The following is a 13,851-nucleotide window of genomic DNA, read 5'->3' as shown; positions in this document are numbered from 1 at the left end:
GAGTTTACTGTATTTATCTTATGGAAATAGGGATTTTCAAGTTTACAGTAACATTTCTTCCTTGTTCAGGAAGATTCAAAAGTCTGTATCTACTTAAGTGGTTTAAGTAGAATTCATTTGTCAAATTCTGACCTGCTACTTGAAATTGAAGTTTTTGACTTTTCAATTTCATTTCCCAGCTCAAGCCAGCTCCTAAAAGTTTGTATCCAGCTGTTGTTCTTTCATTTCTATCAACTCGATTTTGATCTGCTGCCAATCTTCCATCTACAAAGATTCTCATGTTATAAATGAATTTCGAATCTAAAGGTAGGCGATATTCTATTGCTGCAAATGTACTAAACGGAGGTGTCAATGGAAGAGGCAAGCTTGTATCTAAATTTTGATTATAGACATATTCAGAGCCTATATTTAATGAAAGGTCTTTTACAATGTTTATATCAGCACTCAATTCACCACCAAGAAAAATCGCATCATTTTGTCTGTATTCCCAAAGAATACTTGATCCTGGTAAGGTAGAAAACCTAGCAGAAGGAGCCAGGTAAATGTAGCCATCAAAATATCCAACAAAAGGACTAAGGTTAATAGAGACTTTTCTATTTGAGAAAGCAAAATTAAGGTCAGCTTGATAGCTTCTTTCGCTTTCAAGCTCAGGATTGCCAATTTCGTGTCGGAAGTTGCCATGATGGACACCATTTGAGGAGAGTACAATAGGAGTTGGAATCCTGAAAGCAGAACCAAGATTGATTTTTAAATTGTAGTTTTCTTTAAAAACCCATGATAAACCAGATGAAGCACTCCAGTTTACAAATGATTTTTGAATATCTGGATTTCGCTGATCTATTTCACCTGTTGGCCTGGAATTTCGGTAAATTGGTTGTAAATGTTCTTGAATATCATGATATGCTCCATCGATTCTTGCGCCGGTATTGAAAATTAGGTTTGGGGAAAATTTGATTTCCCTAAAGTAGAAAAGCCCTCCTTGAATAGATTCATAGTTTGGCAATAGAAATTCAAATCCACTATGCTGATTTCTGGAAAACTGCGTGTTGAAGCCAAGGATAGCTTGTCCTTTATCATTTTTTTGTTGACTTATTCTTGCGTTGGCGGTAAAAACATCCAAATTCAAGGAAAGTGCCAAGTTGCCAAATGGGTTATCAGGTGCTACTTCTTGTGAATGCGGTAGTGAATATTCTTCTCTGATATTCTTTTGATAACCAAAATCCAACTCAAGCCATCTGTCATCCAGCATAATGCTATTATTCCAGATTACCTTCAAATGCGAACTTTCTTGCCTTGGAATGTCAATATTTCTTGAGTTTCCGTCTGGTCTAAGGTTGTAGGATCTTGGCACCCCTACTGCACCTACAAACAATCCGGCTTTTTGTTGAAACCTGCTTACAGTTACTGTGGAGTAACCCCATTGTTTTTTTACTCCAGCCATTGCAGAAAAATGCCTCTCTGAACCAGCAGTATTTTTTAGTCTGTTTTCAAAAATGGGCAGTATAAAACCAGCATAATTAAAATTCTCAGCGGGTACTCTGTAGTCGGCAAAGTCTTGCATTGTAAACCTGCCGCTGAAGACAAAATCACTTTCATTTCCTGCAAAAGATGCGGAATTTGAGATCATGTCATTGTTGCTTCTATACATACTGTTAATGCTAGCCTCAATTTCACCATTCTGTTTGAATGCAGGAGGTGAGATATTGATTACACCAGCCATCCCGTCCGAGCCATACATCAAAGATGCTGGGCCTTTGATGATCTCTACTCGATCTACATCAAAAGGGTCAATTTCCAAACCATGATCAGTTCCCCATTGCTGTCCTTCTTGTTTGATTCCTCTATCATTGATCAAAATCCTGTTGAAACTCATACCTCTAATCACAGGCTTTGATATTCCAACACCTGTATTGATTGTGCTGATTCCTGGGAGTTTTTCAATCGTATTTGCGAATGTCCCAGCATTGTTTTTCTCAATATAATCCCTATCGATCACCAAAATTGTTTGTGATTGTTCCAGGGGTCCATTTTTGAATGGATTAGCTTCTATGGTTAGACTTTCTAATTGAATAGCTGAGGCGATCATTTCGGTTGAAAATTCCACATCAGCATCCTTAATTAAAAGAGTCTTGCTTTGGGACTTGTAACCTATATGAGTAATGTGAAGGTGGTAGTTGCCAGGCCTTAGCTTGTCGATTTCATAATTTCCATCAATGTCAGCTGCAGTTCCTTTTCCCAATTCATGTATAAAAATCGATGCCATTAAACCCTCGCCAGACTCATCAATTATGCGGCCTGAGAGTTTGAAATCCAATATTTGACCATTTGTATGATGTCCAACAAATAGAATTAGGATTATAATTAAGTATGATTGGTATTTTACGTAATGCAAGGGAAATTGAAGTAAAATGCAAAATTAAGAGTAATATCAATCAAACACTAATCAAATGAAACAAAGTTGCATAAAATTAAATATTATGTTTAAACAGTCGAATTCCTGACATAATTCATTTGAGAATATAGAAATATTTGAATTTTATAATTTCGTATATTAATAGTTTTATATTCTTCTTTAATATATGTACGCAAAATTATATATTAGTCATATGAATTTCAGTAATGTTTGTTTTTGTTAATGGAATATTTAAATTGAAGAAAAAAATTAAAACCCTATTTGATTATGAGAAAAAACTGGTACAAATTTAATGGTAGGAATGTCATGATTGCGGCATTTTTCTTTGGTTTAGTTGCTTCATCTTGTCAGGAGACAATAGAGGAGCCTAATTTAAATAGTGATTTGGAATTGGCCTCTTTAGAAGATAGAGGAAAAATTATTCCTGGCAGCTATATAGTAGTCTTGAATCCAAGTAGCATCACTTTTAGAAAAGATGGCTCATATGCTGATGTCAATGCTCTTGCAAGGAAGAATGCAGAAAGTATTTTATCAAAACATAGAATTTCAATTAATAAGTTAGAAATGTCATATGGCTCTGCGATAGATGGTTTTGCTGTAAAATTGACTGATTCAGAATTATCTACCTTATCAAAAGATCCTCAAGTTGCATTTATTGAACCAGATCAAATTATAACAATAGGACAAGGTAGGCCAGGAGGCGGAGGAGGAAGTACTTCACCTTCCCAAACAATACCATATGGGATTTCAAGAGTTGGTGGTGGTCAAACTTACACTGGTACGAAAAAAGCTTGGGTGATCGATACAGGTATTCAATTGAATCATCCAGACCTAAATGTTGATCAAACGATTGGTTTTTCTGCATTTACAAAGGGAAAGGATGCTGGTTTTGATGACAAAAATGGACATGGTACTCATGTAGCTGGAACTATAGGCGCAATCGACAACAATATAGGAGTGGTGGGTGTAGCTGCAGGAGCAATTGTAGTTCCAATTAAGGTTTTAGACTCAAGAGGTTCAGGGTCTAACGCTGGAGTTATAGCTGGTGTTGACTTTGTTTCTGCAAATGCAAATAGTGGTGACGTTGCAAACATGAGCTTAGGAGGTGGGGCTTCTACAGCTCTTGATAATGCGGTGATATCAGCCTCGAACAAAGGGATCAAATTTGTAATAGCCGCAGGAAACTCAGGAGCAGACTCGAACAATTTTTCACCAGCTAGAGTGAATGGAGCAAATATTTACACAATATCGGCTATGAACAGTTCGGACTCTTGGGCTTCATTTTCAAACTTTGGAAATCCACCTATTGATTATTGTGCCCCTGGTGTGAGTATCAATTCTACATGGATTAGTAGTGGTTATAGATCTATAAGTGGCACTTCTATGGCCGCTCCTCATGCTGCTGGAGTTTTGATGTGGGGAAATCCAAATACCGATGGTTTTGTGATTGGTGATCCTGATGGAAATCCTGATCCGATCATCACAAGGTAAAAGCTTTAAAAAATGATTTATTCAAAAGTCTGATCAAAACTGGTCAGACTTTTATTTTGATATTCTTTTCAATTGATACAAAATATCCTCTAAACCATTCAGTCTGATTTCGTAAAGGGTATGAAGCCACATCCCCAATTTTCCTTCTGGAAAACCCTTTCCATGCATCCAAACCAAATAGTGCTCAGGGATATCGCATAGTAATTTTCCTTTGTACTTTCCAAAAGGCATCTTTTTAGTTACCAAATCCATCAAAATTTCTTTATCCATAGGGTAAAATTAGTATAACTTTTTCAAATGGCTATTTGCAATTGAACATTTAAGGAATTACTCTAAAAAATATAGTGAACTGCAATATAACCTATTAGTTTTAGGTGACAAAGCCCAAAAATCCGAAGGAAAGAAACTCGACACAAGCATAACTTTGGGAATTAATCGATGTCCAAAAATCTCAAACCTCAAAATTAGAATAGATTCAAAAATTATAACTATTGACTCGCTTTCTTACCTTTACCCAAACAATTTGCTATAACTTAAGTCAATATATGTTTAATTAACTGATTGACTATTAATTAATAAAGATTATCCATATGTTTTTTTTTGCGATATTCAACTAATGGTGTCATTAAGGATAATCAAATTTTTTATATTACATCCGAAAAATAAAATTTACACTATCATGAAATATCTATTCTGCATTTTGGGTTTGCTAATTTTTATAAACTTCAATAGTTTTTCGCAAGATATTGCGGGAAGTTGGAAAGGTGATTTGAAAGTAATGGGACAAACCATTCCGCTGATCACGCACTTTGAAGAAGTAGATGGAGAGTGGATAGGTACAATGGATAGCCCAAACCAAGGAGCTATGGGAATTCCGATGAAAAAAGTTCTTGCAAACCAACTTATGGTAAGCTTTGAAATGAGTGTGATGAACGCTTCTTACGAGGGAGTTATGCAAGGAGATGAAATCAAAGGGAATTTTTCGCAAGGAGGGATGAAATTTCCACTTGATCTAAAAAGAGTGACTTCTGGGGAACTGGAAGAATTAGGGCCAAAAAGACCTCAATTACCCGTTGGACCATTTGATTATGATGTTGTCGAGGTTGGTTTTGAGAATTCTTCTGATAACATAAAACTAGCAGGAACACTGACAAAGCCCAAAGGTGAAGGGGAATTTCCAGCAGTCATCTTAGTGACTGGTTCTGGGCCTCACAATAGAGATCATGAAATGGTTGGGCATAAACCTTTTTGGGTAATGGCAGATTACTTGACAAAAAACGGCATAGTTGTATTGAGATATGATGAAAGAGGAGTGGGGGAATCTAATGGGGATTTTTCTACCGCTAACATAGAAGACTTAAAGAATGATGTGGTTTCAGGGATTGAATTTTTGAAAAAACATCCTTCAGTAAATTTGGAGAAAATAGGAGTTGTAGGACATAGTGAAGGTGGCTTGATTACTTGGATTCTTGGCTCGGAAGGCCATGATTTATCCTTTTTGGTTTCTTTGGCAGGTCCTGTAGTCCCTATCAAGGATTTGATGACTAAACAGACAGAAGAACTTGTAAAAGTCTCTGGAGCACCGGAGTTATTAGTAAAATCAGAGACAAATAAAAACAGAAAAATTTATCAGGCAGTAATTGACAGTAAATCAGATGAAGAGTGGAAAGCTGCACTGAAACCAATTTTTGAAGCATCACTGAAGGAACTGAATATACCTGAAAGTCAATGGCCGAATGCAATCATTAAATCTCAGGAAGCATATGAACATCAGTTGACTCCTTCAATGATTTATTTTTTGAAAATAAATCCCGAAAACTATATCAAAGAAATTGATGTACCAGTTTTTGCAGGTTTTGGTTCAAAGGATTTGCAAGTTGTAGCGAGTCAGAATGGAAATAGATTGATAGAGTTGTTTGAAGGGAAATCTGATTTACTCACGCTAAAAGTATATGACAATTTGAATCATTTATTCCAAACCGCCAAAACAGGGGGTACTAATGAATATGGGACCATAGAAGAGAGTTTCAATGAAAAAGTACTCTCTGATATTCTCGAATTTATTAAAAAGCAGTAATAGGATTTAGCCGCTAAATACGTAAAGGGAAATTGTTGGATTGGTTTTAATTCCAAAAAATAGTGTTAAAAGTATGAATTAATTAAAAAGTCTTGTAAGATATATTGAAGATGAAAATGAACAAGAATGGTTCAAATCAATCTTATTTAGAACTTTAAAAAATGCTATTCTAGTTTTTCCTTGGTTCTATGGAATTATCTACGATTTGCTAATAAATTTCCAAATATGATAAATATCACTACACCAAGCAAGGTTACAAATATCGGAACTACCGTAGTCAAATTGGGCATTTCAAGCCAGATAGATGCTGGATAAGAGATAATGCAGCAAACTCCCATTATACAGAATAGAACAAAAGCAAAAAGCGGCAATCCATTATTCGTAGCTCTTTCTTGATCCCTTTGGGATAAACTGTTATAACCAGCGAGAATATCAGGATAAACTCGTACCACAAAACCAATGATTAAATAAAGAACTCCTGCCATCAATGCATCCATGATTTTTTCTTTTTATCTGTCAAATATTTTAAAGATGACCATGTTTGTTACAATTCTCATCAAAACCTGTATCTGTATCACTAAAAATTAAGGTTCAATATATATGTAAATTTCGATATCTGAAAGCCTTTTTATAACATTGTCAGTCATGTCAGCTTCAGAATTCCTAATGGAAATAAACCAAATTGAACGCTGATCTTGCTACTGCCATTGCAGGCTTTTTTGAGGGCAAACTTGCTTAAGAGTATTCAAAATCACCTATAGGCCATTCAAAATGACAATGAAAAAAAATAAAATTTAGATTTTCAAAATCTTAGCTAAAATGGGGCTAACAAATGTCGATTCTAAGAGGAATCTTGTAAAAATTAATTAGAAATAAGTCAGTGGGTAAAAAATATTGATCCTACTTGGATTACTCCTTAAAGGAAGGTGTATGAAAATTTAAAATGGATCTCTTTTGATCCATTTTAAATTTTGCATTTGGTAATTCTCTCTAACCTATCAGTAACCCACGGCTGTATCATCACCCCTTGGATCTGCTCCTCCTTCTAGTTTCCTATCTTTCATAACCAAAATCGCATCTACTTTACCAATAATTGGAGATGGGGATTCATTGATCAAATATCCTTTTGATTTCAATGCTTCCAAAGTTTCTGTTGTAAATACATCTTTCTCAAATCTGATTTCATCAGGGAGCCATTGATGATGGAATCTAGGTGCATTAACTGCTTCTTGCATACTCATGTCAAATTCAAGGACATTTAGGATAGTCTGTACTACTGAAGTCATAATAGTTGATCCTCCTGGTGTTCCTACTATCATCAATATTTCCCCGTCTTTTTCTACCAAAGTAGGAGACATGCAGCTGAGCATTCTTTTTCCAGGTTCTATTTGGTTGGCTTCTGCACCGATTAACCCAAACATATTGGGAACGCCTGCTTTTGCCGAGAAATCATCCATTTCGTTATTAAGAAAAAAACCCAAGTCATCACAAAACAATTTTGAACCAAAAGCACCATTGAGCGTGGTGGTGATAGCTAAAGCATTCCCAAATTGATCCATAATGGAGTAGTGGGTTGTCTCTTCACTTTCTTGAAACTGAATATCTCCGTGCGAGACATCTGAAGAAAGTGTTGCCTTTTCTTTATTGAAAGTGGACATTCTATCTTTCAGGTAATTCTTATCCATCATTTTTGCCAATGGAACTTCTACAAAATCAGGATCACCCAAATAAAAATTACGATCTGCATATGCTCTTCTCTCAGCTTCTACCAATACTTGTATGTATTCAGGAGAATTATGCTCCATTGATTTTAGATCAAATTCTTCAATCATACCCATTATCTGGGCTATAGTAATACCACCACTGCTTGGTGGTGCCATTGAGATAAGCCTATGACCTCTATAATCAAACACAATAGGATCTCTCCATTGTGCTTCATAACTAGCCAAATCCTCCATTGTGATTATTCCGCCTTTTTCCTGAATAAAGTTCACTAATCTTTGAGCGGTTTCTCCTTTGTAGAATTCATCTCTGCCATTTTTCGAGATTCTTCGGAGTGTTTCGGCCAAAGCAGGATATTTAATGGTATCATTTACATTGAATTCTTGAGCAAAAAGTGAATTTTCACCACTAACTTCAGCTATGATTCTCCTATTGTATCGAAGTCCAGATGCTTGTTTTTCTGTTACAATGGCACCTTTTTCAGCAAAAGCAATAACTGGAGCCAATATTTCTTCCAAGGGTAAGGACCCAAATTTCCTATGTACTTCCAAAACTCCCGCGACAGTACCAGGAACACCCACTGCAAGTGCTCCTGTGGTACTCAGTCCAGGAATTACTTCACCATTTTCGTCTAAATACATATCTCGGGTTGCCGCCAAAGGAGCTTTTTCTCTATAATCTATCGATCCGATACTCCCGTCAGGCTGTCGATAAACCATAAAGCCTCCACCACCCAAATTCCCAGCAAAAGGAAATGCAATAGCCAAGGAAAGCTCTGTCGCAACCATGGCATCAAATGCATTACCACCTTTTTCTAATATGGAAATACCTATTTCAGAAGCTTCTTTTCTTGCTGAGACTATCATTGCTTTTTCTGCAATCAAGCCAGTCTGCACTTCTTTGGTTGGTACGTTTTTACAGGCTGATAAACATAAAAAAGTAATCAGCACTAATCCGAAAAATGATTTGGTTTTCATAATTTTCAAAATTTTAGTTTTAATAAAATAAATGTTCAAAATGGTTTACAATCACCCAATAGCGATTGTAAACCATATTTGATAAAGGTTAATTTAACAATGTTGAATTAAATAACTTTAAAATTCTCTTATACTCATCTGTCCAACTGCTTGGTTCTACAAATCCATGATCTTCAACAGGATAAACTGCCATTTCCCAGTTGTCTTTTTCAAGCTCGATCAATCTTTGTGCAAGTCTTACTACATCTTGAAAATGAACATTGGTATCGATCATGCCATGTGCGATCAATAAATTACCTTTCAATCCTTCAGCGAAATAAATAGGAGAGGAGCGCTTGTAAGCAATAGGGTCATTGAATGGTTCATTCAAAATATTGGAAGTATAGCCATGATTGTAATGAGCCCAATCAGTAACCGAGCGCAAGGCTGCCCCGGATTTGAAACTTTCAGGTGCATTGAAAAGAGCCATTAATGTGATAAATCCACCGTAGCTTCCACCATAGATTCCCACTCTTTCAGGATCTACTCCATGATTATCAGCCAAATATTTGGCTCCATCGACATGATCAGAAAGATCTTTGCCCCCCATATGTCTATATATTCCCGTTCTCCAATCTCTTCCATATCCTGCGGATCCTCTATAGTCGATATCCAAAACTGTATATCCCAAATCAGTTAGAAGGTTATGGAACATGTATTCTCTAAAATAACTAGACCACCATTTATGGACATTTTGCAAATAACCGGCTCCATGCACAAATATTACTGCTGCGCCATTGCTTTTCTCAGAAGTAGGTTTGTATAACCTTGCTGGGACTGACGCTCCATCTTGAGCAGTAAAGTTCACTAATTCTGGCTCTCTCCAATTGTAGGATTTGAATTCTTCTGATTGACCTGAAGTTAGCTGCTTGGCTTCTTCCTTAGCATTGTTTGGTTTGAGATACAATTCCCAAGGCTTATTGCTGTAAGAGTAAAGGATTGCAATGTGCTTTTCATCTGGGGAAAGACTGACATCATTATTTCCTGTCATAGTTGTCAATTTTTCCATCTTGCCACCCATTAAAGACATTTTGTAGAAATGTCTCTCACCAGGATGTATTTCTGATGTAGTCAAGTACCAAGACTTTTGATCTTTAGAAATAAAAGGGTTGAAAACCTCAAAATCACCGCTTGTAAGTGCTTTTTTCTTGCCAGTAGTAACATCTAGTAGATAAAGATGTGAATAGCCACTCACTTCAGATTGGAAATAAATGTGCTTATTGTCAGGTAACCAACCTAACGTGCCTCCGCCAAAAGCAGATCCAATACCTGGGCCAGCCACCCAGGCTTCGTCTCTTTGTCTATCGAGAACTTTTAGATCTCCTGATTTCAAGTCAAGTTGTGCAATCCATCTATCTTTATTATCAGCTGACCTGATATTTACAATAGCAAATCTGCCATCATTGGAAAAAATTGGGGATGATATTGTAACAATTCTATCTTTTTCTTCCCATGTTTTTTCTGGATAGTCTTTGGTGTAATCAGGTAAATCTTGTATACCTTCCAGCTTGCTTACGTCGATGATGGTGACTTTTTCATTTTCCAAATCATAAAGTGCCAACTCAACTTTCGTTGGGTCGTCGCCAACCTTTGATCTTGTGTTGATATCTGTAGTATACCCCGAAGCATGGGTATAGTCAGGTACTACAGTTCTTTTACCATCAGTTCTTGTGACCAAATTGAATGTAGCGTATTTTTCATCTGGACTCAACTGAAGTGATGTGGCTGATTTATCACCTAAATAATAAGCAAAAGTTTCTTTTTCTGTGGTAGCTTCTCTGTAGGCTTTTGATAGTTCTTTTTTCTCTTCTCGTTCTTTCACTACCTGAAGAAGTTCTAGATTATCTTCTTTCAACCAAAGCTCACGATCTTTAATTTGAACGCCTTCTCTTGATATGAGTTTGTTTCCAGATTTGATATTGGTGATTTTGTTGATTTTACCACTTTCTATATCCATGACATACATGTTTCCTCCAGATTCAAAGGAAATGCGATTTTCATTGGCTAAAAATTTGGGAGTTCCAATCCTATCTCCCCAATTCAAGAGTGTTGTTTTTTTACCAGTAGCAACTTCAAATAGGATGATTTCGCCATCTCTCACAAATAGTTTTTTGCTTTGATCTTGGTTTTTGTTTGCAAAATTCGGTATGAATTGGCGTTGTTCAACCAAACTCACCTTTTCTATTTGATCAGTCTTGTTGATAGCTATTTTGTAAAGAGAATCAGACGGATTCCCATCAGGGTTGTAATTAAAAAAAACATGTTTTCCTTGTTCATCCCATCTTACATTTGAAGGGAAGTTTCCCATCCACTTGGGGTCTTTCATTATTTTTTCTATTGTCAAACTTTCTTGAGCAAACCCAAGAAATGAAAAATAGAATAATGCGAAAGCAATTATTGATAATTTCCTCATGTGTTAATTTTTTCTTTAAAAATAATAATTCCTGAAATCAAAAAGAGAAAAAAAATTATGGATGGTTGAAATAACAGAAGAGTTTACAACTTCTCAAGAAAATCATTTAACTCTTTTTCAATAATTTCAATGTTACTTCTTAATTGTTGGTAATGTTCGAGAGAATTTTCTGAATCTTCATTTATTACTTCGAGGATTTTTTTTGTTTCTAATGCTCCTATGTAGCTCATGCATGGTTTCGCTTTATGACATTTTTTTTGAATAGTACCAAAGTCATTAACATCATACTGATCTTGCATTTGCTTAAGTTCATGTAAGTTTGTCTTTAAAATTATTTGAATCATTTCTCTTATCATTTCCTTGTCATCATCCCCGAAGTACTGAAAAATTGATTGTGGATTAATATATTGGTACATATTTGTAAAGGAAATTGAAAACATTCAAAATTGTTAGAATGTTTGGTGTTGAGAAATAATAAGAACAGAACGGAAGATAATCATTTTTTTAAAAAAAAGTAGTATGGCATTTCACAAACAAAAATTTTTAAAAAAATTAAATGAGAGTTTAGTGGTGCCAACAAGATTAGCATTGTTGATGATTCTTGTATTTTTACTTGAAGTTAGTCTTAATCTCAAATTAAGTTTTTTGGGGATATTACCTCTTAGTGTTATACATTTACCAGGAATACTGTTTTCATCATTTTTGCATGGTAATATTGGTCATTTATTGACGAATTTATTTCCATTTTTTGTATTGACTACTATGCTATATTTTTTTTATGAAAAGGTAGCCAATCAAGTTTTTTTAAGCTGTTTGTTTGTAACTAACATGATTGTATGGTTAAGTGCAAGACCCTACTATCATATTGGCGCTAGTGGATTAGTTTACGCATTGGTTTTTTTTATGATTTTTTTAGGCTTGTTCAAAGGGACATATAAAACAATCATTATTTCCATTTTCATTATTTTACTATATGGAAGTATCATTTATGGAGTACTTCCAAGTAATGGTAGAATTTCATGGGAATCACATTTAGCAGGAGCATGTGTGGGTGTCGTCACGGCATTTTGGATGAGCAGAAAAGTCTGACATTTGAGTTTTTTATCCATCTTGATTGTACTATTTTTGCACAATTGAAAACCGAATACGTCAATAAGCTGTTAGGATACCAATAATTATGAACAAGAATAAGCTGATCTTTCTGATAATCGCAGGATTATTTTTATTAGCCATGTTATGGATTGGTTATGATATTTCTTCCAGAACCACATTTCCTGGTGCAAAAGGAAACTTAAAAGAAAGAATAGCTCCAAGTGATAGCCTAAAAGTAGATGAGCAAAAAACAAAAAATTGATGTAGATAAAATTGATCTCGATAGGATGAAGGAAATGACTACCGAGAATCCGGGATTGTTGCCTTATGCACACACTTCCGGTGGTGCGATCATCAGGCCTGAGGACAAAGGGAAGATTACTGGTAGAGCAGTAGCAGCCATGCATTCCCAAACAGACATGCAAATGGCTCAAATCTATCAGCAAATGCAGCTTTTGGCTGATCAAGCAAAATTGATCCAAAAAAGGGTAGAGGTTTCAGAGAGAATTTATCAAGCAAGTATAAGTTTTGAGCCATTGATCAATCATATTTATTATTTATATGAAAAAGAGGATGGTACAGATTTTTTGAGCATGATTGCACCAGAAGAATGGGGTAGGAAAAAAGGTTTTGCTAGCTTTGTGGCAGAAATCAAACTTCTCGCTGACCATACATGGGAAATCTTGCGGGAGGGTACATCTAACTCCTAACAAAAAGTGCATCAAATTAAAGTAAATAATCTTATCCAAATTTTAAAAGATTCTGAATTTCAGATAGAAGAGGACTTCTATATTGAGGTAAATAACGAATATCTCAATGGAAAAGGTGAAGTTTTACTTGCAGAGATTTTTGAAACCTTAGGAGGAGATGGTCACCATTTGCCTATGTTAGAAAGATTAAAGTTTGATTTTAAAATAAACAGATTTTTGTTTGTTTATGACGATCAAGTTCACTTCAATAGATACAGGCTATCTACTTTGAAAACAGATCTTTATGATACATTTTCATATTCATGGTCTGATGGGTACAAGCGACTTTGCAGAACATTTGAAAAGGACTGTTTGAAAGCAGGATTACAGGAAAGGATTTGGTTTGGACCTCCCATAGCGTCGAAGGTTTTTGGAAAATCTGAAGAGCCAGGGGACTTGTCAGGCAATGGCTCCGCAGGATGGAAGCTCAATGCATACAATGATGCCCAATACGATTTGCTGACAAGACTACATGGTTACAAACTTATAAGAATCCCTGTTTATGAAAATATCATGACAGGAGGTAGTTTGAAAAAAATTGATGATTTGCTCCTTAACCCAAAAGAAGAAACTTATCAAACAATTAAGAATTGGTTGTTTAGGAAGTTGGTTTAATGATGAATTTATAAGCTTTGGATTAGTTTTCAAGACTTACTTTATTTAATAATTAGTTATTAGTTAATTCAGTGAAATAGTTGATTTAGTTGTTGGTTAATTAAATAAAATAGTTGATTGGTTTTTGAGTAGATGATTTAGTAACTAATCGACCAATAATTTAGAAAACTATCAACTCATATAACTCTATATCTCAATTTACTATTCCCTAATTGACTGATCACTCAATCCAATATTCACTGATAACCCAATCCACTATTCAC

The 13,851-nt window shown here is 35.3% G+C and carries 12 protein-coding genes; 6 read left to right on the top strand and 6 right to left on the bottom strand.

Going from position 1 to position 13,851, the window contains the following annotated elements:
• Nucleotides 1-13: 13 nt before the first annotated feature.
• Nucleotides 14-2,314: a TonB-dependent receptor gene (locus MM213_RS01700; protein WP_241409575.1), complete on the bottom strand. Its 2,301-nt coding sequence runs from the start codon at nucleotides 2,312-2,314 to the stop codon at nucleotides 14-16.
• Between the two features lie 405 nt (nucleotides 2,315-2,719).
• Between MM213_RS01700 and MM213_RS01695 the strand changes: the two genes are divergently transcribed.
• Nucleotides 2,720-3,904: a S8 family serine peptidase gene (locus MM213_RS01695; RefSeq protein WP_500790160.1), complete on the top strand. Its 1,185-nt coding sequence runs from the start codon at nucleotides 2,720-2,722 to the stop codon at nucleotides 3,902-3,904.
• Nucleotides 3,905-3,955: 51 nt separating this feature from the next.
• Here MM213_RS01695 and MM213_RS01690 read toward each other — a convergent pair whose 3' ends face one another.
• Entirely contained in the window at nucleotides 3,956-4,174 is a 219-nt protein-coding gene (locus MM213_RS01690) for a DUF3820 family protein (protein ID WP_241409573.1), read from the bottom strand.
• Between the two features lie 409 nt (nucleotides 4,175-4,583).
• Here MM213_RS01690 and MM213_RS01685 point away from each other — a divergent pair, with 409 nt between their 5' ends.
• Complete coding sequence (locus MM213_RS01685) at nucleotides 4,584-5,981, top strand: alpha/beta hydrolase family protein (RefSeq protein ID WP_241409572.1); 1,398 nt, start codon at nucleotides 4,584-4,586, stop codon at nucleotides 5,979-5,981.
• 194 nt (nucleotides 5,982-6,175) lie between these two features.
• On the opposite strand, the gene MM213_RS01680 is transcribed toward MM213_RS01685, so the two are convergent.
• The 4 genes from MM213_RS01680 to MM213_RS01665 all read right to left on the bottom strand — a co-directional run bounded on the left by MM213_RS01680 (nucleotide 6,176) and on the right by MM213_RS01665 (nucleotide 11,548).
• Nucleotides 6,176-6,478, bottom strand: a complete 303-nt coding sequence (locus MM213_RS01680; protein ID WP_241409571.1) for a DUF3784 domain-containing protein — start codon at nucleotides 6,476-6,478, stop codon at nucleotides 6,176-6,178.
• A gap of 501 nt (nucleotides 6,479-6,979) precedes the next feature.
• On the bottom strand, nucleotides 6,980-8,680 hold the full coding sequence (ggt, locus tag MM213_RS01675) for a gamma-glutamyltransferase (protein WP_241409570.1): 1,701 nt from the start codon (nucleotides 8,678-8,680) through the stop codon (nucleotides 6,980-6,982).
• An 88-nt stretch (nucleotides 8,681-8,768) separates the two neighbouring features.
• Nucleotides 8,769-11,132, bottom strand: coding sequence for a S9 family peptidase (locus tag MM213_RS01670; protein WP_241409568.1), 2,364 nt, complete (start codon nucleotides 11,130-11,132; stop codon nucleotides 8,769-8,771).
• Nucleotides 11,133-11,215: 83 nt separating this feature from the next.
• Nucleotides 11,216-11,548 (bottom strand): Hpt domain-containing protein, encoded by a 333-nt coding sequence (locus MM213_RS01665; RefSeq protein ID WP_241409567.1) that lies wholly within the window; start codon nucleotides 11,546-11,548, stop codon nucleotides 11,216-11,218.
• A gap of 103 nt (nucleotides 11,549-11,651) precedes the next feature.
• On the opposite strand from MM213_RS01665, the gene MM213_RS01660 reads away from it, so the two are divergent.
• From MM213_RS01660 to MM213_RS01645, 4 genes are all read left to right on the top strand, one after another.
• Nucleotides 11,652-12,221: a rhomboid family intramembrane serine protease gene (locus tag MM213_RS01660; RefSeq protein ID WP_241409566.1), complete on the top strand. Its 570-nt coding sequence runs from the start codon at nucleotides 11,652-11,654 to the stop codon at nucleotides 12,219-12,221.
• An 88-nt stretch (nucleotides 12,222-12,309) separates the two neighbouring features.
• Nucleotides 12,310-12,486, top strand: a complete 177-nt coding sequence (locus MM213_RS01655) for a hypothetical protein (protein ID WP_241409564.1) — start codon at nucleotides 12,310-12,312, stop codon at nucleotides 12,484-12,486.
• A complete protein-coding gene (locus MM213_RS01650; protein ID WP_241275996.1) occupies nucleotides 12,464-12,934 on the top strand; it encodes a DUF2452 domain-containing protein in 471 nt (156 codons plus the stop codon). Before MM213_RS01655 ends, MM213_RS01650 begins: the two co-directional genes overlap by 23 nt.
• 6 nt (nucleotides 12,935-12,940) lie before the next feature.
• Complete coding sequence (locus MM213_RS01645; RefSeq protein WP_241409563.1) at nucleotides 12,941-13,588, top strand: DUF7255 family protein; 648 nt, start codon at nucleotides 12,941-12,943, stop codon at nucleotides 13,586-13,588.
• Nucleotides 13,589-13,851: the final 263 nt, after the last annotated feature.

Origin of the sequence: Belliella alkalica (assembly GCF_022549785.1) — a bacterium.
Lineage (GTDB): Bacteria > Bacteroidota > Bacteroidia > Cytophagales > Cyclobacteriaceae > Belliella > Belliella alkalica.
The sequence above is the reverse complement of the archived record's forward strand: the minus strand, read 5'-3'. Positions and strand labels throughout refer to the sequence as shown.

What these genes read in the sequence shown, in the direction of transcription:
- MM213_RS01660 (WP_241409566.1), top strand. Translation starts at nt 11,652, where the DNA reads ATGGCATTTCACAAACAAAAATTTTTAAAAAAATTAAATGAGAGTTTA.
- MM213_RS01650 (WP_241275996.1), top strand. Translation starts at nt 12,464, where the DNA reads ATGAGCAAAAAACAAAAAATTGATGTAGATAAAATTGATCTCGATAGG.
- MM213_RS01665 (WP_241409567.1), bottom strand. Translation starts at nt 11,548, where the DNA reads ATGTACCAATATATTAATCCACAATCAATTTTTCAGTACTTCGGGGAT.
- MM213_RS01685 (WP_241409572.1), top strand. Translation starts at nt 4,584, where the DNA reads ATGAAATATCTATTCTGCATTTTGGGTTTGCTAATTTTTATAAACTTC.
- MM213_RS01680 (WP_241409571.1), bottom strand. Translation starts at nt 6,478, where the DNA reads ATGGATGCATTGATGGCAGGAGTTCTTTATTTAATCATTGGTTTTGTG.
- MM213_RS01670 (WP_241409568.1), bottom strand. Translation starts at nt 11,132, where the DNA reads ATGAGGAAATTATCAATAATTGCTTTCGCATTATTCTATTTTTCATTT.
- MM213_RS01655 (WP_241409564.1), top strand. Translation starts at nt 12,310, where the DNA reads ATGAACAAGAATAAGCTGATCTTTCTGATAATCGCAGGATTATTTTTA.
- MM213_RS01695 (WP_500790160.1), top strand. Translation starts at nt 2,720, where the DNA reads ATGATTGCGGCATTTTTCTTTGGTTTAGTTGCTTCATCTTGTCAGGAG.
- MM213_RS01690 (WP_241409573.1), bottom strand. Translation starts at nt 4,174, where the DNA reads ATGGATAAAGAAATTTTGATGGATTTGGTAACTAAAAAGATGCCTTTT.
- ggt (WP_241409570.1), bottom strand. Translation starts at nt 8,680, where the DNA reads ATGAAAACCAAATCATTTTTCGGATTAGTGCTGATTACTTTTTTATGT.